This is a genomic window from Pseudomonas sp. GOM6, from assembly GCF_029537485.1.
GTDB lineage: Bacteria > Pseudomonadota > Gammaproteobacteria > Pseudomonadales > Pseudomonadaceae > Aquipseudomonas.
The window spans coordinates 532,311-552,995 of record NZ_JARPUS010000001.1 but is presented as its reverse complement, the minus strand read 5'-3'; the positions used below and the strand labels follow the sequence as shown (position 1 = coordinate 552,995).

The window sequence follows — 20,685 nt, the reverse complement described above, 5'->3', positions numbered from 1 at the left end:
GTCGAAGCCAACAGCTACACCGAGCTGAAAGCCGAAGAACACCGCACCACCCACGCCGACCGCAAGACCGAAATCCGCGCCAACGACCACCTCACCGTGGCCAGCACCCAGCATGTGAAGCTAGGCACGGGGCAGTTCGTAGAAGCCGGTAACGAGATCCACCTGTCCAGCGGCCTCAAGGTCGTCCTCGAAGCCGGCGCCGAACTCACCTTCAAGGCCGCCGGCAGCTTCATCAAACTGGACGCCAGCGGCGTCACTCTGGTCGGCCCGCAGATCAAGATCAACTCGGGCGGCAGTCCGGGTAGCGGTTCGGGGGCGGCGCCAGTATTGCCGGGCGCGGCGAAGCCGGCGGATGCGGACGTGCCGGGAATCCCGCTGGAAGCCTTGATAAAACAAAATATGCTGTTCCGCAGCACCCGAGCTGGCGTATGTGAGGTGTGTGAGGCCGCTATGGCATCAAAGGGAGATAAGGCATGAGCGCCCCAATGCCCGATGGAAACGGTGCCATTCTGCTCGACGGAGCTCGTTACGAGAGTGCGACGGCGTGGCTTTATCAGTGCTTCCCTAGCCATCAACCAAGACCGTTATTGCTCGGTACGGCCTATGACCCCATAGCGGACGCTGGCCCGATTTTGCTGGATGCGCCGGTTGGCAGCATGGCCTATGACGCCTGGAGACACGGAACCGAAATCAAGGATGGTCTCTGGCTGGAAAGCGATGCTTCGATGGACGATCTGCAGCGCATACTGCAGCGCCGTCTGCGCATCTTCACCCCAGAACATCGCGAACTCTGGCTGCGCCTGGGTGACGCCCGACCTCTGTATCAGGCATGGCAGCGCGAAGGGCAATGGCCGGTGGGATTCTGGCACCGAATCTCACGCATCTGGCTTCATCACGAAGGCACAATCTTCTGTGCCTGGCAAAACGAACAGCCCGAGAAAGACGGCGCGCCAGCCGAACTAGATCTAGCCGCGCAAATGACGCTCGACTGGGGACTGCTGGAAGCACTTGCCGAACAGGACGACACGGCACAGGAGGCTCTTCTATGACTGCTCAAACTCCCGCTCCATCCAGCTTGACGGTCGCTGGATGCCCCCTGCTCAGTGCTGTACTCCCGCTACGATATGCGCTCGGCCCGACCCTGACAGTGGATACCAGCGCCTATGGCCTGCCAGCTGTACAGGGAGACTTTCCTGCAATAGGCGATTACTTCGAGCCACTCAAGGGCCGTCCGCTGAACTACACCGCCCGGCTGTTACGCGATGGCTGGCTGTACGTCTGGCAGAGCGGCCTAAAACAATTGGTCGAATACCGTGTCAGCGCGGCTGCTTTTACCCAAACAGCTCGCGGCGGCAAAGTCATCGACGGGCGTAGCCTGCCTTATTTACTCCTTTACGCAGGAATACCGGCCATGCTGGCGTGGTCGCCTCGCCAGTGGAGCGATAGCCAGTTCAACTCAGCCAAGGGGAAAGAGGATGTACGTCAGCGGGTGATGCGCACCATCACCCCTGGAGCAGCACCTTTCAGCGGCCAAGCCCGCACGATTCACGAACGTATCGGCGACTACATGGACGCCAACTGGTATGGCTGGAGTTGTGAACCCTCAACCAGTCATCGCCCGGCATGGCCAAAGCTGCTCGACGACATGCAGCGCTGCGAGCAACAAGCCTATGTCTTGATCGACGACCCGTGGGGCGTATTGCTGGATCTGGCCAAGCTGCTTCGCGCTCGTCAGCAGGCGTTCAAAGTCACCCGGGAAGTGCACGGTGAAGATTGGGCAATGGCAGGCGTGCTCAGATCTCTGGCAGAAGGCGACCCGCAAATCGGCGGCCAATTGCGCAGCATCACCAATTACCGCCTGCTACAAACTACCTGGCAGCAGCAAACGCAAGAGGAGGAAGAATACAGCGCCGATGTGCGCCGCCTCAGCGAGCTTTGGTCAGCCTGGCTAAATACCCTGGCTCAGCGCGGCCCTGCCAGTCTGGATACTGCCTGTGGCCATTTCGACATCACCCACCCCGATTCACGTGCAGAGCTGGAACTCCACTTCGCTGCAGCCTGCCTTGGCCCGGCGACAACAGGTCCCGGAGCCAAGGCCATAGCGAATGCCCTGACACTCCAGCAGCGAGAGGGCAAACCCTGGCTGGTTTGGGCATTACTGGGTTTGGGCAAACGCCTCGGTGCCGGTGAAATCAATTCCCTAGTAGGACTGGCTGACGGCGCAAGAGACAACGGTGCAAGTGCGCTGAACGAAGCACACAAACTGGCGCAATTGCTGAACCAGGCAGCCGATAAACTGGGCCGGCATATTCTGGGTTCGCCATTGGAAGCCCTCTTTACAGCGCTCGCTCCTATTGTCGGCCTGGGTCTGCAGAAAGCTGACGACGGCTTCAAGGCCGCCGGGCGCCTCTACCTCGCCGCAGCTCTGGCGCGAAGCCAGCAGCGCCTGGCTATAGAGGCCGTCACTCAGCGGCAACTGGGTGAGTGGATGAGCGATCTGATGGGCACACGCCCCAATCTGCCAGCTCGTCTAAAACCCACACAGCTCAGTGTTGCGGTCAGCGAAGCACTACCGTTCTTCCGCCTGTTACCCGCCAAAGACTTGCCGCCCCTCCCTACATCTATGGCAGCGGATGTCGATCTCAAAAGGATGCTTACTCTCGGTAAAGGAGCGCTAGAAAAAGCACCTATCAAGTGCCTGGTAGCACTCATGGCAGGAATGAATTTTATTTGGGGTGGTTCACAACTAACTGAAAAGCAGTCGGGAAAAAGCTGGCTGAGTTTTATGGGGGGAACTTTTGGACTTTCTAGTGCAATAGCCGCGACCTTACAAAAAGTTTCTGAAGTCGACTGGGAAACAGCAGTCAAGCTCAATGGGGCCACGCACATCGCTTCGCAGAAAGCGTTGGCTGATGCACTGGGGGTAGGCGCTAAAGCATCGATCCTACAATCGGTGACCTCGGGCTTTGACGTATTGGTCTACGGCATCGAGGCGCTGGAGGCCTACAAAGCCGGCGACTTAGATACCACAGCCATCAATGCTGGATTGACCCTGGCCTCTGCCGCCAACCTGCGTCTTTACGTGCAGAGCTTCCGGGCTATACGTGCCGCCCGTGCTGCAGTCATCGCTGGCGAGGCTGCCGTCATAGGCCGCGGCGTCAGTGTGGCGCCACACCTGGCCGCCCGGGCTCTGGGGTGGACCATCCTGATCGTCGGCGGAGTAATTGCCCGCCAATATACCCAGGACACACCGCTTGAGACCTGGGTCAAACGTACCCGATTCGGCACCCGGCCTGCCGACTGGTCGACCAGTTACGAAAAGTCGATGACCGAGTTTTACAAGGTAGTATTCCCCATCAGTTTCGAGGCATACCGTCTCAACGAATTGAATCCATATCGTGGCATGCAAACCATCACCTACGTCTTGCTAAGACTGCCAGGCAAGAGCGCGCTGACTGATGACATGATCCATTTCAAAGGGCACGAAACCTGGGGTAGCTTCTTCGGTTTGGGCGGCACCCGCAAGGCAGTGGAATGGACCGGGAAGGACTTCGATCACCATGGCGGCACACGGGTCAAACCCGAACCTGGCGTGGCTGTCTACCGCCGCGTTTATCACGAAGAGAACGGTGACAAGCTCGACGCCGTTCGCGGTGAACTGAGCTATTCACCCTTCGAGGGACTGACTCTCCCCCCTATAGAAATCAAGGAACTTGCATGGCTGTAAGCGACCTGATCCAGCAAGCTCGTACTCGCTTCGGGCAGTCCCCCAGCGTGCTCTTACGCGCCGATGAGTCCACAGGAGAAAAGCCGTGGGAAATGTTCGTTACCGATGAACATACCGCGCATTATTTGGCCATCAAGACCGGCGGGGATTCCGACACGGGAATGCTAACAGGAGCATTGGGAGGAGTAGGTAGTGTAGCAGCGCTTATCATGTGCTCCATCCTCATCTTGAGCGGAAATACTGACGGGATATGGACCGGAGTTATTTTAGCAGCCGCTCTGTTCGTTATTCCGTTCCTGTGGGAAACCCGCCATCCACTCCCCTTGCCGATACTCTTGAACCGCCGCACCCGAGAAGTCTATTTCGATCACAACGGCAAGCTATACCACAGCCCCTGGGACGGTATACAGGCGCTGGCAGGCGAATTCCTCATGGTTGGCCCACATACCGGTGGCATGCGAAATGCCTCCCTGGAAATCCTCGTACGCCGCCTCGGCGAGCCCGATAACGCGTTGCTGATAAGCCTTGGCCCGCCGATGGGCAAAACCCTGCAAATGCAAAAAGGCCTATGGGAATGGCTACGTGCCTATATGGACAATGGTCCCTGGTTCGATGAGAACGGCCAGCGCAGCGACTCCGATGCATACGTAAAGGAAATGCTTTCTGCCCATACCAAACCCACAGGCTTTCTTGCCTTCCGGCGGCAAAAGATTGCTGACAAAAAAGCAGCCAACGAGGGCAGGAACTATCTGGAGTGGACTGATGCGGTTCTCTATCTGGGGCACCTGCTTTTCTACCCGATGAACTGGCTGCAAGAGTTCACCTACAACATCGCCAAGCGCCGCTCCCGTAATCGTTGGCCACAGATCGTCACAGAGCGCCTACAGCCAAACGGCCCGACCACTCGCCTCATCGACCTGGAAAGGGAGCGCGGGCTGAACGTGTAGCATCGTTCGCCCGCTTGTCACCGTACATACACTTAAAGAGGTCAAGGAAAGACCATGCAACAAGCCACCTGGAACCATGCCCAATACCTCAGCGTACTGTCCTGGACACTGTCCAGTGCCGCCATCACAAGCGCACAGCTATTTCTTGTATTTTTCCCTTTTGGCAGTCTCGATGAGTACGTGCTTGGTTGGCCTCTCGGACTATCGCTGACCGCAAACGTCATTCTGGCTATTGCGTCTACATTAGGCCGACGTGACCAACATGTTCGCGTCTCGTTGACGGACAACGGAATTCAGTACGATGACGAGTCCGAGTCCTACCGTCGTACAGAACTGCTTAGTGCCAGCGATATCAAGAAGATTCGCGCTCGACGCAATCCATTCTTCAAGTCGCTGACGATCGACATGAGGGAAAATAACCAGCGCTTCTTTTTGAGCAACGTATCTCTGACAGAGACTTTTCTGGCTGAAGCCAACGCACTCATCAATCGGAACGCAGGCAATGCGCGGCAGGTCGGGCCGACGTAAGTCTTGCGGCCACCTATAGTCACCGAACTAGCCGAGGTCTGTGGCCCTCGCCTTATCGACGGAACGTGAGCGCGGCTTGCCCGGGTAACATCGCTAACGAGCAACTCTTCTGGGCCAGCGAATAAGCCTTGGATACCCCACACGTGACACAAGACAACGCCTACTACGCCAGCACCGCCTATAACCCAGCGTGCATCCCCGGCCAACCCGCCTCAGCCGAGCGCGCCTGGTGGCGCAAGCTGGGCGGCAGCCGCTTGCCCTGGGGAAACGCTCAAGACGTCGCGCCGGAAAAAATCATGACCGACCCGACGCCCAAGAGCATGCGCTTCTGGGAGGCGTTCGATAAAAAGCGGGAAGAAGAAAAAGCCCTGGGCATTTACAAGAAACGCCCCATGGAAGGTATCGACTTACACGCCGTGTATGATCACGAACGTTATCGTTATGCGGGGCTATCCAAACGTTCGCATTTTTGGCTGTATCTATGTGGAGGGGGGAGATTTCTTTTTTATCTCAATACGGTGATATCAGCTCTAGCCTATTTAATGGTTATAAGTGCACTGGACGAGCCATGGTTAAAAACAACAGCAGATACTGCCCCACTTTTTATCTTCCTCATAGGTGCACCACTGTTTTGCTGGGGCCTTGGCTCCTTAGTTATCAATCACTTCCCCCGCCTATGGTTCAAACCTTCCCGCGGCCCTATCTGGGAGCTCAATCGGCGTACCGGCCTGGTGACCCTGTTCGACTACGACAATAACGGTGAGTACAAGAAGAACGGCACCATCGGTGAGATCATCGCGCCTTTCCACGAGTTCGACGCTTACCTCGCCACCTCGCCGGATCGCCAGGGGCTGCCGATGAACTTCCTCTACCTGGCCCACCGCTATCGCAACATCACCATCAACTTCTCCTCCCTGTTGGCGCCGGACCGCCTCCCACAACCACCGCTCGCCCTGTGGGACTTCTTTCAGAACTACATGGACGCCAGCCGCCCGTTACCGGAGCTGCCCTGCTTCGAGAAAAACCGCCACCTCGACCCGGTATCAGCCGAGCACGACCGCCGGACAAACCGCAAGCCTCGCTACTGGCTCGACATGGACGACGAGACCTTCGCCGCAAAACTCAGCGATATGGAAAACCGTGTTCGCCTTATCGACACCATGCACCGTCCCAACCTGATGGCCCGCCATGTCGAGTATGTTGATTGATGGCCCTAGATGGGGCTAACCAGCATTAACATCCGTATCGCCGGCAGCCTGCCTGAGGGCTATCCACTGGTTCCGTTAGCACAACTGACTGCTGGCAACCGCAAAACTAATCAAACCAAGGAATGGTGATGCAACAGCATCGAATTCGACTCTTCGCCGACAATGCCCACTTTGCCGATGAAAAGTTCGATCGTTTCACTCCACTGGTGCACCAGCCGAACACTCACAGAGGGAAAATCTTCAGCGCATGCATCCTAATCCCATTTGGGCTGTTCCTGATGAGCCTAACAATAGAGCAGGGCTGGTTAACCTGCATCATGCTAATGACGACGCTGAGTCTTCCTCTTGCAGTCTTCTGGTGGCTTGAGCGCAACATTCTACCGGACAGAACCGAAGCCTATGTGGATCCAGAAGGCCTTCTATTAAAGGTAGAGTGCGGTCGATTTCCAGAACTCAACACCGATATCCGAATTCCGTTTGTTGAAATCGAGTCAATCACTCTGGAATCAAAGGAAGTATACGAAGGACGCCTCGGAACACACCGCTGGAGGCAATACCGCATCAAGACCTGTCGCTCAGGTGAGTTCCCGCACCTTCTGATCAATACGTTCCGTCCATTGCACTTGGTGATGAACGACCTAAAGCGTCTTGTCCCATTGCTACCCCAGCGAATAGACATTCATCTAATAGGGACATCTAGCGAAATGGCCGCATGTAGCACTTAGCAGAAGCCAGAGACTCAACGAAGTGGCATTAAGCTAGGCAGCCTGGATCTGCCGCAAACACCGCCAATAGCCCGTAACAAAAACCAGCATGGTTAGCCCCAACAACGCTGCCGCGACAAACAATCCCTCATAGCCCACCCAGGTAGCCAGCAGTCCACTCCAGGCCCCGACAAGTCCAGCTAACAACAACTGTGCACTCGCCTGCAAGGTGAAATCCGCGCCTTCATGCTCGGGGCGGCACATACGCATCATCACGGCGAACAGGGCGACGGTGGACATGCCGTCGGCGATCTGTTCGAACAACGCAATCGCGTAGACCAAGGCCGTATCGGCACCGCGCCCCACCAGTAGTGCCATACCAGCGATACCCAGTGCCTGCAGTGCGCCGAAGGTCAGCAGCGAGCGCAGCGCGCCGATGCGGGCATAGAGCAATCCGCCGAGCAGCGCGCCGCCGATGCCGGCCAGGCTGCTGATCAGGGTCAGTTGGCCGAGCGCCGCGGTGCTCCAGCCCTGGTCCACCAGCATTGGCTTGATCATCGGTGAACCAAGCGCATCGCCGAGCTTGAAGGTCAGCACCACCGCCAGCCAGGCGAACATACCGGGCTGGGCCAGCAGGCCTTTGTAATGGCGCCAGAGCAAACCGGGGCCGGCGGGTTCTGCCTGTTCATGGTGCTGCGGTAGCAGGCGTTTTTCCGGGAACAGCCAGATCGGCAGGGTCAGCAACAACAAGGCAACCGCCAGCAGGCCGATGGACAGGCTCCAGCCCAGCCCGCCGATCACCAGCAGCAGGCCGCTGCCGCTGGCCAGCATGCCGACCTTGTAACCCCCTACCTGCAGGCTGTTGCCCAGGCCGCGCCAGCGCTCCGGCAGCAGGCGCACGGCCAGGCCGTCGGTGGCCACGTCCTGACTGGCGGCGGCGAGGTTGATCAGCAGCAAGGTGCCGAGCAGCAACCAGAACGCCGAGCCGAACAGCGCCTGCGGCTCGATCAGCGCCAGCCCAACCAGGCAGCCGATCACCAAAGCCTGCAGTGGCAGTATCCAGCCCCGGTGATGACCGAGGCGGCGCGAGCCGATGCGGTCGATCCAGGGGGCCCACAGCACCTTGAGCAGCCAGGGTAGCGCCAGCAGCTTGAGCAAGCCGATCAGCGCCAGGTCGACACCGCTCTGCCGCAACAACACCGGCAACGAATGCGCCACCAGGCCGGAGGGCAGCCCCTGGGCGCAATAGAGGGACGCGAGGAGCACCAGGGAGGCGTTGCTGGGGCGATCCGAAGCAGTCATGGGTGGCCTATCCGAAAGAGGTCGCCAAGAGTAGCGAAAGAGCTCAAACAGGGGCTAGGGAGGCGCATTTCGACGCCCGCCAACCCTTTAAAAATAGAATATAAACCTCTAAAAACATTCTTAGACTATCTAAGCAGCAAGCCTTATCTTCTCGCCCCTGTGCGGCTGCCTGCGGGCGCCCGATACCTCACCTGAGATTCGCACGCGTTTAAGGATACCCATGCCCTGGGATTCACTGCCCCTGCTGTTCGTCGCCGCCCTGCTGATCTGGGTGCTCTACGCCTTCATTCGGGAAAAGTGGAGCCCGGACGTAGTGGCAGCGATCGCCGTGGCCGCGCTACTGATCAGTCAGTTGCTGACACCAGGGGAAGTCCTCAGCGTGCTGAGCAACTCGGCACCGGTGACCATTGCCTGCATGTTCGTGCTTTCCGCAGCCCTGGAGCGCACCGGCTGCATCGACGCCCTCGGCAACTGGCTGGGCGACCTGGTCGGCACCAGCCCGATTCGCGTACTCACCGGCCTGACCGTCACGGCGCTGGTGATCTCGGCCTTCCTCAACAACACCCCGGTGGTGGCCATCCTCACCCCGGTGGCGATCTCCCTGGCGCGCCGCGCCGGCACCCTGCCCTCCAAGCTGCTGATCCCGTTGTCCTATGCCACCATCCTCGGCGGCACCCTGACCATGATCGGCACCTCGACCAACATCCTGGTCGACGGCGTGGCGCGCAAGGCCGGCCTTGAACCCTTCGGCATGTTCGAAATCACCGGCGCAGGCCTGATCCTCGCGGCCGCTGGCATGCTCTATCTGCTGACGATTGGCCGCCATCTTTTGCCGGAGCGCGAAACCCTGTCCAAGCAGCTGCGCCCGGATCTGGGCCGCACCTTCATGAGCGAGCTGCTGGTGCCCCACGACTCGCCGATGATCGGCAAGACCCTGTCCGAGGCCAACCTCAACGGCGGCAGCGGCATGCAGGTGCTGAAGATCTTCCGCGACCAGCTGGAATTCACCGAGCCCAGCCACGACACAGTGTTGATGGCGGGCGACCAGCTGGTGATCCATGGCCAGGTGAAGGATGTGGTCGAACTGCGTGGTAGCGGCCACCTGAGCTTCAGCCGCAGCGAAGCCTTCGAGACCATCAGCAACCATGACGTGGTGCTGGCCGAGGCCATCGTCGGGCGCAACTCGCGCTTCAGCAACCGCCCGATGCGCGACCTCGACCTCACCGCACGCTACGGTATCGCCGTCCTGGCCGTGCACCGCCAGGATGAGAACATCTCCGGCAACCTCGACGACTTCCACCTGCAGTTTGGCGACGTGATGCTGGTGGAGGGCACGCCGACGCAGATCAAGCGCTTCGCCGACAACGGCGAGCTGATCAGCCTCAACACTGTGCAGGAGCGCTCGTACCGCCGCGACAAAGCGCCCATCGCAATTATCGCCACCCTGGCCGTAATGGTGCTGGCCGCCTTCGGCGTGATGCCGATCGAGGGCCTGGCCATCATCGGCGCAGTCACCGTCCTGGCCACCCGCTGCCTGGACGTCGAGGACGCCTACAAGGCGGTGGACTGGCGCGTGCTGGGGCTGATCTTCGGCATGCTGGCGATCAGTATCGCCATGGACAAGGTCGGTCTGGTCAAGCTGCTGGTGGAGAACGTCATGGGGCTGCTGCCCTGGGCCGGCCCGCTGTTGATGCTGAGCTTCATCTACCTGTTCACCTCGATCCTCACCGAGATGCTGTCGAACAACGCCGTGGCGGTGCTGGTCACTCCCATCGCGATTGGCGTGGCCCAACACCTGGGAGTCGACCCGCGCGCCTTCGTGGTCGCGGTCATGTTCGCCGCCAGCGCCAGCTTCGCCACGCCGATCGGTTACCAAACCAACACCTTCGTCTACAACGCCGGCGGTTATCGCTTTGCCGACTTCTTCCGGGTTGGCGCGCCGCTCAACCTGATCCTCTGGGCCGTGGCGACGCTGGTGATCCCGCTGTTCTGGCCGCTGACACCGCTGTGAACCTTGATATGTCGGCGTGATGGCTCCATCTACTCAGCCTGAGCCGATGGAGCCACCCGACATGCCTGCCCCCCTGCTGATTCCCTGCCCGTCCTGCAACGGCCTCAACCGCATCCCTGGCGAGCGCCTGGGCGACAGTCCACGCTGCGGGCGCTGCAAAAGCGCGGTCGTGCCCGACACGCCGTTCACACTGAGCCAAACCAACTTCGCCAGCCAGCTCAAGGGCGACCTGCCGCTGCTGGTGGATGTCTGGGCCAGCTGGTGCGGACCATGCCGCAGCTTCGCACCGACGTTCGAACAAGCCGCCGCGCAACTGCAGGGCCGCTGCCGTCTGGCCAAGCTGGACAGCGAGGGCAATCAGCAACTGTCCGCGCAACTCGGCATCCGCTCCATTCCCAGCCTGATCCTGTTTCGCGGCGGCGTTGAAGTCGCCCGTCAGAGCGGCGCCATGCCGCTACCGCAACTACTGGCCTGGCTGCGTGGCCAGGGCATCTGAGCGGATCGGTCAGCGTCAGCGAGCGTCCGCGTCATTGCTCACTGGCGTCGCCAGGCTAGGCTCGATGGCTCTATCGCCAGGAGCCTCGCCATGCCAATACCCGCCGAATTGGCCCGTGTACTGACCGAAGAAAAAATCGATTTCGTCAAACGCTGCGGTCTCAGAGCCGAGATCCTGGAACCTGGTCGCGTTTGCCTGCACATGCCGCTGACCGGCAACCAGAACCATATCGGCAGCATGTATGCCGGAGCCCTGTTCACCCTCGCCGAAATTCCTGGCGGCGCACTGTTCCTCACCAGTTTTGACAGCCAGCGTTTCTACCCGCTGATCAAGGACATGCACCTGCGTTTTCGCCGCCCCGCCACCAGTGATATTCGTATCCAAGCATGTCTGTCGAAAGAGGACGTCGCGCGCATTCAAGAGGAGGCCGAACAGCACGGAAAAGCCGACTACCGGCTGGAGTTGCAGCTGCTCGACACAGCAGGCGAAGTGGTGGCCGAATCAAGTGCGCTGTACCAATTGCGCAAGCACTGACGCATGGGACTTGCCGTGGATCAATTGCGGGTCTATTTAGAAAGCTCATTCTAAAAACCCGCAGAGGTTTCACGTCGCCGCGCCAACCCGCGGCGCAAAGGGGAGAGCAATGACCAGACACATCCTTATCGCCCATGACCTACGTGACACCGCGGACCTGGCACTACGCCGTGCCGCTCAGCTGGCGCGCCAGCACGATGCCAAACTGACCCTGCTGCATGTCTTCGACCCACGCCTGGATCAGGCCGAGCGCGAACGCATCGAGCAGAGCCTGGATCGCAGCCTCACCCAGTTCGCACCCACTGGTAGCCAGCTGCGCCTGACTCAGGGCAAGCCGGCCGATGCAGTGCTGGAACAGGTGCAACAGTGCGGCGCCGATCTGCTGGTCCTGGGTGCCCATCATCAGCGCCACGAATTCTTCTCCGGCACCACGCTGGATCGTATCGCTCGGCGCTGCCCGGTGCCGCTGCTGCTGGTGGCGCGCGACGAGGCCAGTCCCTACCGCAGTGCGGTGGCCGCCATCGACTTCTCCCTGTGCGCCTGCACCGCTCTGCACGAGGCCTGCCTGCTGCTGCCTGGTGACGCCGGCATCCACGCCTTGCACGTATTTGAACCACAGAAGAACAGTGCCCTCGCCGAAGCCGAACTGCTCACTCAGCGCGCACTCATCGATCAACTGCTCCACGACGAGGCCCAGCGCCTGCCTGCCAACGCCCCCAAACTCAGCCACGAAGTCAAGGTTGGCGGCATCCTGCGCTCGCTGCAGGAATACATCAGCAGTCGCCAACCTCAGCTGCTAGTGCTGGGCAGCCATGGCCGCAGCGCAATCTCACAGGCGCTGCTCGGCAGCCTGGCCCAGCACTACCTGCACAAAGCGCCCTGCGACGTGTTCGTCGTGCGCTGAACCGCCCAGGCAGAAACGACAAAGGCGCCTTCTGGCGCCTTTGTCTTGTGTGTAGATCTCAGTTATCCAGCAGCTTGTGCAGCTCGACAAACTGTTGGGTCAGTTTGTGGCTGCGATCCAGATGGATCAGCGGCATGCAGGCCTGGTGCGACTCGCGCATTTTCACCGAACTCATCAGATTGACCGGCAACACCGGCAGCCCCTCCTCGATCAGCTCGTCGAGCAGCTGCTGCGGCAGGGTCGCGCGCGGCTGGAACTGGTTGACCACGATACCCTCGACTTCCAGGTCTTCGTTGTGGTCGCCCTTGAGCTCTTCGATCTCTGCCAGCAGGCCGTACAGGGCATTGCGCGAGAAGCTGTCACAATCGAAAGGAATCAACACGCGATCAGCGGCGATCAACGCAGAAACCGTATAGAAGTTCAGCGCTGGCGGCGTGTCCATGTAGATTCGGTCGTAATCTTCGGAGATTTCTTCCAGCAGTTTGCGCAGCTTGTTGATCTTGTGCTTCTGCTCCAACTTCGGCTGCAACTCGGCCAGCTCAGCGGTGGCGGTCACCACATGCAGGTTGTCGAAGGGCGTCTCATAGATATCCACCCCCCCCTTCTTGCCGAAAGGCCCCGAAGACAGGGTGCCCTTGAAGAACTCGGCGATACCCATCGGTATTTCCTCGCCAGTCAGCCCGGTGAGGTAGTGCGTCGAGTTGGCCTGAGCATCCAGATCAATCAATAGGGTGCGATACCCTTCAGCCGCACTCACCGCCGCCAGATTGCAGGCAATGCTGGACTTGCCCACCCCACCCTTCTGATTGAAGACCACTCGCCGCATGACATACCTCCCTGATCGCAGATGACCGAATTCTATGCAAAGCCCATGACAAGGGCGAGGAAGCATTCTGGTAGAAATACGAAGGGCCGCATTCGCGGCCCTTTTAAGTTACTGATGGTACTGCGCAGACAGCTCGTGCACTGCCTCGAAGAAAGCCTTGGCGTGCTCCGGCGGCACTTCCGGCGTGATGCCGTGGCCGAGGTTGAACACCTGGCCATTGCCCGGCCCGTAGGCGGCGAGGATACGCGCCACCTCGGCGCGGATGGCCGCCGGCTTGGCATGCAGCACGGCCGGGTCCATGTTGCCCTGCAGGGCGACTCTATCCCCCACGCGCTGACGCGCGCTGCCGATGTCGCAGGTCCAGTCCAGGCCCAGGGCCTCGGCGCCGGTGTCGGCCATGGACTCCAGCCACAGGCCGCCACCCTTGGTAAACAGGATCACCGGCACACGACGACCGCCGTGCTCGCGGATCAGGCCGTCGATGATCTGCTTCATGTAGCGCAGAGAAAACTCCTGGTAAGCCGCCGAAGACAGCGCACCGCCCCAGGAATCGAAGATCTGCACCGCCTGGGCGCCGGCCTGGATCTGTCCATTCAGATAGGCAGTGATGGAGCGAGCCAGCTTGTCGAGCAGGGCGTGCATGGCCTGCGGGTTGTCGTAGAGCATCGCCTTGGACTTGCGGAAGTCGCGGCTGGAGCCGCCCTCGACCATATAGGTGGCCAGGGTCCAGGGGCTACCAGTGAAGCCGATCAGCGGCACGCGGCCATTCAGCTCGCGGCGAATGGTGCGTACGGCATCCATCACGTAGCCCAGGTCCTGCTCGGCGTCGGGAATCGGCAGGGCCTCGATATCCGCCATGCTCGACACCACCTTCCTGAAGCGCGGGCCCTCGCCGGTCTCGAAGTACAGACCCTGGCCCATGGCATCGGGAATGGTGAGGATATCGGAGAAGAGGATCGCGGCGTCGATCTGCGGGTAGCGATCCAGCGGCTGAATCGTCACCTCGCAGGCCAACTCGGGGTTCTTCATCAGGCTGACGAAGTCACCGGCCTTGGCGCGAGTGGCGCGATACTCCGGCAGGTAACGACCGGCCTGGCGCATCATCCATACGGGCGTGACGTCGACGGGTTGCTTGAGCAGGGCGCGCAGGAAACGGTCGTTCTTCAGGGCGGACATCGGCAGGATTCCTGGAAAATCGGCAGGGAAGCGTTGCAGCGGGAGTATGCGATGGCCGCGCGGCGGCGACCCCCTTCCTCCGGGCGGGTCCCGGATCACAGGCACCCGCGCGCCTTGGCGCAGAAAAAGTGCGGGCATTTTCGCAGACCGCAAAACAAAAGGCACGGCGAGTGCCGTGCCTTTTGTCTATCGCGACGATTTGTCCCAGCTCAAGCCGGGCGCCAATCAGACGCCTAGGTAGTCGAGGATGCCTTCGGCGGCGTTGCGGCCTTCGAAGATCGCCGTCACAACCAGGTCGGAACCCCGCACCATGTCGCCACCGGCGAAGATCTTCGGGTTGCTGGTCTGGTGCTTGAACTGGTTCTTCTCCGGCGCCACCACACGCCCCTGGCTGTCGGTGTCGATCTTGAAATCGCTGAACCAGGCAGCCGGGCTGGGACGGAAACCGAAGGCGATCAGCACGGCTTCCGCCGGGATGATTTCCTCGGAGCCCGGAATCGGCTCGGGGCTGCGGCGGCCACGGGCGTCCGGCTCGCCGAGACGGGTCTCGACCACCTTGACGCCTTCCACCTTGTCCTCGCCGACGATGGCGATGGGCTGGCGGTTGAAGAGGAACTTCACGCCCTCTTCCTTGGCGTTCTTCACTTCCTTGCGCGAGCCCGGCATGTTCTCTTCGTCACGGCGGTAGGCGCAGGTCACGGCCTTGGCGCCCTGGCGAATCGAGGTGCGGTTGCAGTCCATCGCCGTGTCACCGCCGCCGAGTACGACCACGCGCTTGCCCTTCATGTCGATGAAGTCTTCCGGAGACTTCTCGAAGCCGAGGTTGCGGTTGACGTTGGCGATCAGGAAGTCCAGCGCGTCGGTGACGCCCGGCAGGTCCTCGCCCGGGAAGCCGCCTTTCATGTAGGTGTAGGTACCCATGCCCATGAACACGGCATCGTACTCATCCAGCAGCTGCTGCATGGTCACGTCCTTGCCGATCTCGGTGTTCAGGCGGAACTCGATGCCCATGCCGGTGAAGACTTCGCGGCGACGGCTCATCACGGTCTTTTCCAGCTTGAACTCGGGGATGCCGAAGGTCAGCAGGCCGCCGATTTCCGGGTTCTTGTCGAACACCACCGGAGTCACGCCGTTGCGCACCAGCACATCGGCGCAGCCCAGGCCGGCCGGGCCGGCGCCGATCACCGCAACGCGCTTGCCGGTCGGCTTGACCTTGGACATGTCCGGACGCCAGCCCATGGCGAAGGCGGTGTCGGTGATGTACTTCTCCACCGAACCGATGGTCACCGCGCCGAAGCCGTCGTTGAGGGTACAGGCACCCTCGCACAGACGATCCTGCGGACACACACGGCCGCAGACTTCCGGCAGGGTGTTGGTCTGGTGGCTCAGTTCGGCGGCGGCCAGGATATTGCCTTCCGACACCAGCTTGAGCCAGTTCGGAATAAAGTTGTGCACCGGGCACTTCCACTCACAGTACGGGTTGCCGCAGCCCAGGCAACGGTGTGCCTGGTCGGCGGCCTGGGCCGGCTTGAAGGCTTCGTAGATTTCCACGAACTCCTTCTTGCGCTGGCGCAGCAGCTTCTTCTTCGGGTCTTTGCGCCCGACTTCGATGAACTGGAAGTCGTTGTTCAGACGTTCAGTCATTTCAAAACCTCATCAAACCACTTCAGGCGCAAGTTATTGCGGGTTGGCACGGGTGCTGGACAGCAGCGAACCGAGGCTCGCGGCCTTCGGTTTGACCAGCCAGAACTTGCGCAGGTAATCGTCCAGGTTCTCCAGCAAGTGAGTACCCCACGGGCTGGCAGTTTCCGCCACGTACTCGGCGAGCACGCCGTGCAGGTGGTTACGGTAAGCCTCCATGGACTCATTGCTGATGCGCTGGATTTCCACCAGCTCGTGGTTAACGCGGTCAACGAAACTGTTGTCCAGGTCCAGCACATAAGCGAAACCGCCGGTCATGCCGGAACCGAAGTTGTAGCCGGTCTTGCCCAGTACGCAGACGAAACCGCCGGTCATGTATTCGCAGCAGTGGTCACCAGTTCCTTCCACCACGGTATGTGCACCGGAGTTGCGCACGGCAAAACGCTCACCAGCAGTGCCCGCAGCGAACAGCTTGCCGCCGGTGGCACCGTACAGGCAGGTGTTGCCGACGATGGCCGACTCCTGGGTCTTGAACGGGCTGCCGGCCGGCGGAGTGATCACCAGCTTGCCGCCGGTCATACCCTTGCCGACGTAGTCGTTGGCATCGCCTTCCAGGCGCAGGTGCAGGCCACCGGCGTTCCACACGCCGAAGCTCTGGCCCGCAGTGCCCTTGAAGGTGAAGGTGATCGGCGCGTCCTTCATGCCCTGGTTGCCGTGGACCTTGGCGATTTCGCCGGATACGCGCGCACCGATGGAACGGTCGCAGTTGCAGATATCCAGTGCGTACTCGCCGCCAGTCTTGCCGGCGATGGCGTCCTTGGCCAACTCGACCATCTTCTCGGCCAGCAGACCCTGGTCGAACGGCGGGTTCTTTTCCACTTCGCAGAACTGTGGCTTGTCAGCCGGGATGTGCTCGCTGGCCAGCAGCGGGCTCAGATCCAGGTTGCCCTGCTTGGCAGTCTCGCCCGGTAGCATCTCGAGCAGATCGGTACGCCCGATCAGCTCGCCGAGGCTGCGCACGCCCAGCTTGGCCAGCCACTGACGGGTGTCTTCGGCGATGTAGGTGAAGTAGTTCATCACCATCTCGACGGTACCGATGAAGTGATCCTTGCGCAGCTTGTCGTTCTGAGTCGCGACGCCGGTGGCGCAGTTGTTCAGGTGACAGATGCGCAGGTATTTGCAGCCCAGGGCGACCATCGGGCCGGTGCCGAAGCCGAAGCTCTCGGCGCCGAGGATCGCGGCCTTGATCACGTCGAGGCCGGTCTTCAGGCCGCCGTCGGTCTGCACCCGCACCTTGCCGCGCAGATCGTTGCCACGCAGGGTCTGATGGGTCTCGGCCAGGCCGAGTTCCCACGGGCTGCCGGCGTACTTGATCGAGGTCAGCGGCGAAGCGCCGGTACCACCGTCGTAGCCGGAAATGGTGATCAGGTCGGCGTAGGCCTTGGCCACACCGGCGGCGATGGTGCCGACACCGGCCTCGGCCACCAACTTGACCGACACCAGCGCGGACGGGTTGACCTGCTTGAGGTCATAGATCAGCTGCGCCAGGTCTTCGATCGAATAGATATCGTGGTGCGGCGGCGGCGAGATCAGGGTCACGCCCGGCACCGCATAGCGCAGCTTGGCGATCAGACCATTGACCTTGCCGCCCGGCAGCTGCCCGCCCTCACCGGGCTTGGCGCCCTGGGCGACCTTGATCTGCAGGACTTCGGCGTTAACCAGATACTCCGGCGTGACGCCAAAGCGGCCGGTGGCCACCTGTTTGATCTTCGAGCTGCGTACGGTGCCGTAGCGGGCCGGGTCTTCGCCGCCCTCACCGGAGTTGGAGCGCGCGCCCAGGCGGTTCATGGCCTCGGCGATGGCTTCGTGGGCCTCCGGAGAGAGTGCACCGAGGGAGATACCGGCAGAGTCGAAGCGCTTGAGCACTTCACCCAGCGGCTCGACCTCATCCAGGCTCAGCGGCTGCTCGGCCAGCTTGACCTGCAGCAGATCGCGCAGCATCGACACCGGGCGCTGGTCGACCAGCGCCGCGTACTCCTGGTACTTCTCGTAGTTGCCCTGCTGGACGGCAGCCTGCAAGGTGTTGACCACGTCCGGGTTGTAGGCGTGGTACTCGCCACCGTAGACGAACTTGAGCAGCCCACCCTGCTGGATGGCCTTGCGGTTATTCCAGGCCTCGGCGGCCAGCAGCTTCTGCTCGGCCTCGATGTCGACGAAACGCGCACCCTGGATACGGCTGGCCACGCCACGGAAGCACAGCTCGGTGACCTCATCAGCCAGGCCGACGGCTTCGAACAGCTGGGCACCACGGTACGAGGCGATGGTGGAAATGCCCATCTTCGACAGGATCTTCAACAGGCCCTTGGAGATGCCCTTGCGGTAGTACTTGAACACCTCGTAGAGGTCGCCCAGCACTTCACCGGTACGGATCAGGTCGCCCAGCACTTCGTAGGCCAGGAACGGATACACGGCGGAGGCGCCGAAACCGACCAGCACAGCGAAGTGGTGCGGGTCACGCGCAGTGGCAGTCTCAACCAAGATGTTGCAGTCGCAGCGCAGACCTTTCTCGGTCAGGCGATGGTGCACGGCACCGGTGGCCAGCGCGGCGTGCGCCGGCAGCTTGCCCGGGGCGATGTGACGATCGGACAGGACCAGCAGCACCTTGCCGCTACGCACCGCCTCCTCGGCCTGATCGGCGATGTTGCGTACCGCCGCTTCCAGGCCGATGGCCGGATCATAGTTGAGGTCGATGACCTGGCGCTCGAAGCCCGGCGTGGCCAGGTTCATCAGCGCGCGCCACTTGGCCGGGGAGATCACCGGGCTGCTCAGCATCACGCGGCTGGCGTGGGCCGGAGACTCCTCGAAGATGTTGCGCTCGGCACCCAGGCAGACTTCCAGGGACATGACGATGGACTCGCGCAGCGGGTCGATCGGCGGGTTGGTGACCTGGGCGAACTGCTGGCGGAAGTAGTCGAACGGCGAACGCACGCGCTGGCTGAGCACGGCCATCGGCGTATCGTCGCCCATCGAGCCGACGGCTTCCTGGCCCTGCTCGGCGAGCGGGCGCAGCACCTGGTCACGCTCCTCGAAGGTGACCTGGAACATCTTCATGTACTGCTTGAGCTGATCGCTGTCGTAGAACGGCGAACCGTGGTCGCGGTCTTCCAGGCTGGCCTGGATACGTACCGCGCCCTGACGCAGCCACTGCTTATAGGGGTGACGCGACTTCAGGCGATTGTCGATGGCGTCGGTGTCCAGCACCTGACCGGTCTCGGTGTCCACCGCGAGGATCTGGCCCGGACCGACACGGCCCTTGGCGATCACGTCTTCCGGCTTGTAGTCCCACACGCCGATTTCCGACGCCAGGGTGATGTAGCCGTTCTTGGTGGTAACCCAGCGCGCCGGGCGCAGGCCGTTGCGGTCAAGCAGGCAGACGGCATGGCGACCGTCGGTCAGCACTACGCCGGCCGGGCCGTCCCAGGGCTCCATGTGCATGGAGTTGTACTCGTAGAACGCGCGCAGGTCGGCGTCCATGGTCTCGACGTTCTGCCAGGCCGGCGGAATGATCATGCGCACGCCACGGAACAGGTCGATGCCACCGGTCACCATCAGCTCGAGCATGTTGTCCATGCTCGAGGAGTCGGAGCCGACGCGGTTGACCAGCGGGCCCAGCTCTTCCAGATCAGGGATCTGGTCGTTGGCAAACTTCAGACGACGCGCCAGGGCCCAGTTGCGATTGCCAGTAATGGTGTTGATCTCGCCGTTGTGGGCGAGGAAGCGGAACGGCTGCGCCAGCGGCCATTTCGGCAGGGTATTGGTGGAGAAGCGCTGATGGAATACGCAGATGGCGGTCTGCAGGCGCTCGTCGCCAAGGTCCGGATAGAACTGCTGCAGGTCCGCCGGCATCATCAGACCTTTATAGATGATGGTCTTCGCCGAGAAGCTGCAGATGTAGTGATCGCTGTCGGCAGCATTGGCCACCGAGGAGCGGCGGCGGGCGCTGAACAGCTTGATGGCGAACTGCTGGTCGTCCAGACCTTCGCCACCGATGAACACCTGCTCGATGATCGGCAGGCGCTCCAGAGCCAGACGACCGAGCACGCTGGTATCGACCGGCACCTTGCGCCAGCCAATCAGTTCCAGGCCGGCGGCCAGGATCTCGCGGTTCATGTTTTCGCGAGCGGCCTCGGCCTTGGCCGGGTCCTGATTGAAGAACACCATACCCACGGCGTACTGCTGCGGCAGCTCACGCGCGAACTCGTCGCGAGCCACTGCGCGCAGGAACAGATCCGGCTTCTGGATCAACAGACCGCAACCGTCACCGGTCTTACCGTCGGCGTTGATGCCGCCGCGGTGGGTCATGCAGGTCAGCGCTTCAATAGCAGTATTCAGCAAGTGATGGCTCGCCTCGCCCTGCATGTGGGCGATCAGGCCGAAGCCGCAGTTATCCTTGAACTGATCAGGATGGTACAGACCTGCTTTCATAGACACTCTCACCAGGCTTGCCTCGAGGGCAAATAGCTTTCTAATTCATTGACCTAGCTGCCGACCGCGCAGGGCAACGCACCAGCTTGGCGCAGGCAAAGGGGGGTCATTGTACATATCGACCCTGGCCGTCACAAATTTTCGTGACGGCCAGATGAAAACTTCTGTCGCTTGAACGAAAGGCAGCGACCAGAGG

Annotated in this window: 15 protein-coding genes and 1 pseudogene; 11 read left to right on the top strand and 5 right to left on the bottom strand. The window is 61.1% G+C overall.

All coding sequences use genetic code 11. The annotated features are described in order from the left end of the window. From P7A97_RS02585 to P7A97_RS02555, 7 genes and pseudogenes are all read left to right on the top strand, one after another. Window positions 1-477, top strand: a pseudogene (locus tag P7A97_RS02585) (type VI secretion system tip protein VgrG); the annotation flags it as partial. Next, window positions 474-1,049, top strand: coding sequence for a DUF4123 domain-containing protein (locus tag P7A97_RS02580; RefSeq protein WP_277688358.1), 576 nt, complete (start codon window positions 474-476; stop codon window positions 1,047-1,049). The pseudogene P7A97_RS02585 and the gene P7A97_RS02580, both read left to right, overlap by 4 nt. Continuing rightward, a complete protein-coding gene (locus P7A97_RS02575) occupies window positions 1,046-3,727 on the top strand; it encodes a toxin VasX (RefSeq protein WP_277688357.1) in 2,682 nt (893 codons plus the stop codon). The genes P7A97_RS02580 and P7A97_RS02575 overlap by 4 nt, the downstream gene beginning before the upstream one ends. Then, window positions 3,718-4,674: a hypothetical protein gene (locus P7A97_RS02570; RefSeq protein WP_277688356.1), complete on the top strand. Its 957-nt coding sequence runs from the start codon at window positions 3,718-3,720 to the stop codon at window positions 4,672-4,674. The genes P7A97_RS02575 and P7A97_RS02570 overlap by 10 nt, the downstream gene beginning before the upstream one ends. A 54-nt stretch (window positions 4,675-4,728) precedes the next feature. After that, window positions 4,729-5,202, top strand: a complete 474-nt coding sequence (locus P7A97_RS02565) for a hypothetical protein (RefSeq protein WP_277688355.1) — start codon at window positions 4,729-4,731, stop codon at window positions 5,200-5,202. A 143-nt stretch (window positions 5,203-5,345) separates the two neighbouring features. Continuing rightward, window positions 5,346-6,410, top strand: coding sequence for a hypothetical protein (locus P7A97_RS02560; RefSeq protein WP_277688354.1), 1,065 nt, complete (start codon window positions 5,346-5,348; stop codon window positions 6,408-6,410). 128 nt (window positions 6,411-6,538) lie between these two features. Beyond that, the gene (locus tag P7A97_RS02555; RefSeq protein WP_277688353.1) at window positions 6,539-7,135 is read left to right on the top strand and encodes a hypothetical protein; all 597 of its coding nucleotides are present in this window, start codon (window positions 6,539-6,541) and stop codon (window positions 7,133-7,135) included. Between the two features lie 33 nt (window positions 7,136-7,168). Here P7A97_RS02555 and P7A97_RS02550 read toward each other — a convergent pair whose 3' ends face one another. After that, window positions 7,169-8,416 (bottom strand): MFS transporter, encoded by a 1,248-nt coding sequence (locus P7A97_RS02550; protein WP_277688352.1) that lies wholly within the window; start codon window positions 8,414-8,416, stop codon window positions 7,169-7,171. A 220-nt stretch (window positions 8,417-8,636) separates the two neighbouring features. Here P7A97_RS02550 and P7A97_RS02545 point away from each other — a divergent pair, with 220 nt between their 5' ends. The 4 genes from P7A97_RS02545 (at window position 8,637) to P7A97_RS02530 (ending at window position 12,361) form a co-directional block, all read left to right on the top strand. Continuing rightward, entirely contained in the window at window positions 8,637-10,427 is a 1,791-nt protein-coding gene (locus P7A97_RS02545; RefSeq protein WP_277688351.1) for an SLC13 family permease, read from the top strand. 61 nt (window positions 10,428-10,488) lie between these two features. After that, on the top strand, window positions 10,489-10,923 hold the full coding sequence (gene trxC, locus P7A97_RS02540) for a thioredoxin TrxC (RefSeq protein ID WP_277688350.1): 435 nt from the start codon (window positions 10,489-10,491) through the stop codon (window positions 10,921-10,923). Between the two features lie 90 nt (window positions 10,924-11,013). Next, window positions 11,014-11,457, top strand: a complete 444-nt coding sequence (locus P7A97_RS02535; protein ID WP_277688349.1) for a YiiD C-terminal domain-containing protein — start codon at window positions 11,014-11,016, stop codon at window positions 11,455-11,457. Between the two features lie 109 nt (window positions 11,458-11,566). Beyond that, window positions 11,567-12,361, top strand: a complete 795-nt coding sequence (locus tag P7A97_RS02530) for a universal stress protein (RefSeq protein WP_277688348.1) — start codon at window positions 11,567-11,569, stop codon at window positions 12,359-12,361. Between the two features lie 58 nt (window positions 12,362-12,419). On the opposite strand, the gene P7A97_RS02525 is transcribed toward P7A97_RS02530, so the two are convergent. The 4 genes from P7A97_RS02525 to gltB form a co-directional block, all read right to left on the bottom strand. Continuing rightward, the gene (locus P7A97_RS02525; RefSeq protein ID WP_277688347.1) at window positions 12,420-13,187 is read right to left on the bottom strand and encodes a ParA family protein; all 768 of its coding nucleotides are present in this window, start codon (window positions 13,185-13,187) and stop codon (window positions 12,420-12,422) included. Between the two features lie 108 nt (window positions 13,188-13,295). Further along, window positions 13,296-14,363: a uroporphyrinogen decarboxylase gene (gene hemE, locus P7A97_RS02520; RefSeq protein ID WP_277688346.1), complete on the bottom strand. Its 1,068-nt coding sequence runs from the start codon at window positions 14,361-14,363 to the stop codon at window positions 13,296-13,298. A 225-nt stretch (window positions 14,364-14,588) separates the two neighbouring features. Next, entirely contained in the window at window positions 14,589-16,007 is a 1,419-nt protein-coding gene (locus P7A97_RS02515) for an FAD-dependent oxidoreductase (RefSeq protein WP_277688345.1), read from the bottom strand. A gap of 33 nt (window positions 16,008-16,040) precedes the next feature. Next, window positions 16,041-20,489 carry a glutamate synthase large subunit gene (gene gltB, locus P7A97_RS02510; protein WP_277688344.1) on the bottom strand — a complete coding sequence of 1,483 codons (4,449 nt, stop codon included), beginning with the start codon at window positions 20,487-20,489 and terminating at the stop codon, window positions 16,041-16,043. Window positions 20,490-20,685: the final 196 nt, after the last annotated feature.

Excerpts from the sequence above, each read along its gene's own strand:
- P7A97_RS02555 (WP_277688353.1), top strand. The coding sequence starts at position 6,539 with ATGCAACAGCATCGAATTCGACTCTTCGCCGACAATGCCCACTTTGCC.
- P7A97_RS02530 (WP_277688348.1), top strand. The coding sequence starts at position 11,567 with ATGACCAGACACATCCTTATCGCCCATGACCTACGTGACACCGCGGAC.
- P7A97_RS02565 (WP_277688355.1), top strand. The coding sequence starts at position 4,729 with ATGCAACAAGCCACCTGGAACCATGCCCAATACCTCAGCGTACTGTCC.
- hemE (WP_277688346.1), bottom strand. The coding sequence starts at position 14,363 with ATGTCCGCCCTGAAGAACGACCGTTTCCTGCGCGCCCTGCTCAAGCAA.
- trxC (WP_277688350.1), top strand. The coding sequence starts at position 10,489 with ATGCCTGCCCCCCTGCTGATTCCCTGCCCGTCCTGCAACGGCCTCAAC.
- P7A97_RS02575 (WP_277688357.1), top strand. The coding sequence starts at position 1,046 with ATGACTGCTCAAACTCCCGCTCCATCCAGCTTGACGGTCGCTGGATGC.
- P7A97_RS02545 (WP_277688351.1), top strand. The coding sequence starts at position 8,637 with ATGCCCTGGGATTCACTGCCCCTGCTGTTCGTCGCCGCCCTGCTGATC.
- P7A97_RS02550 (WP_277688352.1), bottom strand. The coding sequence starts at position 8,416 with ATGACTGCTTCGGATCGCCCCAGCAACGCCTCCCTGGTGCTCCTCGCG.
- P7A97_RS02525 (WP_277688347.1), bottom strand. The coding sequence starts at position 13,187 with ATGCGGCGAGTGGTCTTCAATCAGAAGGGTGGGGTGGGCAAGTCCAGC.
- P7A97_RS02535 (WP_277688349.1), top strand. The coding sequence starts at position 11,014 with ATGCCAATACCCGCCGAATTGGCCCGTGTACTGACCGAAGAAAAAATC.
- P7A97_RS02570 (WP_277688356.1), top strand. The coding sequence starts at position 3,718 with ATGGCTGTAAGCGACCTGATCCAGCAAGCTCGTACTCGCTTCGGGCAG.
- gltB (WP_277688344.1), bottom strand. The coding sequence starts at position 20,489 with ATGAAAGCAGGTCTGTACCATCCTGATCAGTTCAAGGATAACTGCGGC.
- P7A97_RS02515 (WP_277688345.1), bottom strand. The coding sequence starts at position 16,007 with ATGACTGAACGTCTGAACAACGACTTCCAGTTCATCGAAGTCGGGCGC.
- P7A97_RS02580 (WP_277688358.1), top strand. The coding sequence starts at position 474 with ATGAGCGCCCCAATGCCCGATGGAAACGGTGCCATTCTGCTCGACGGA.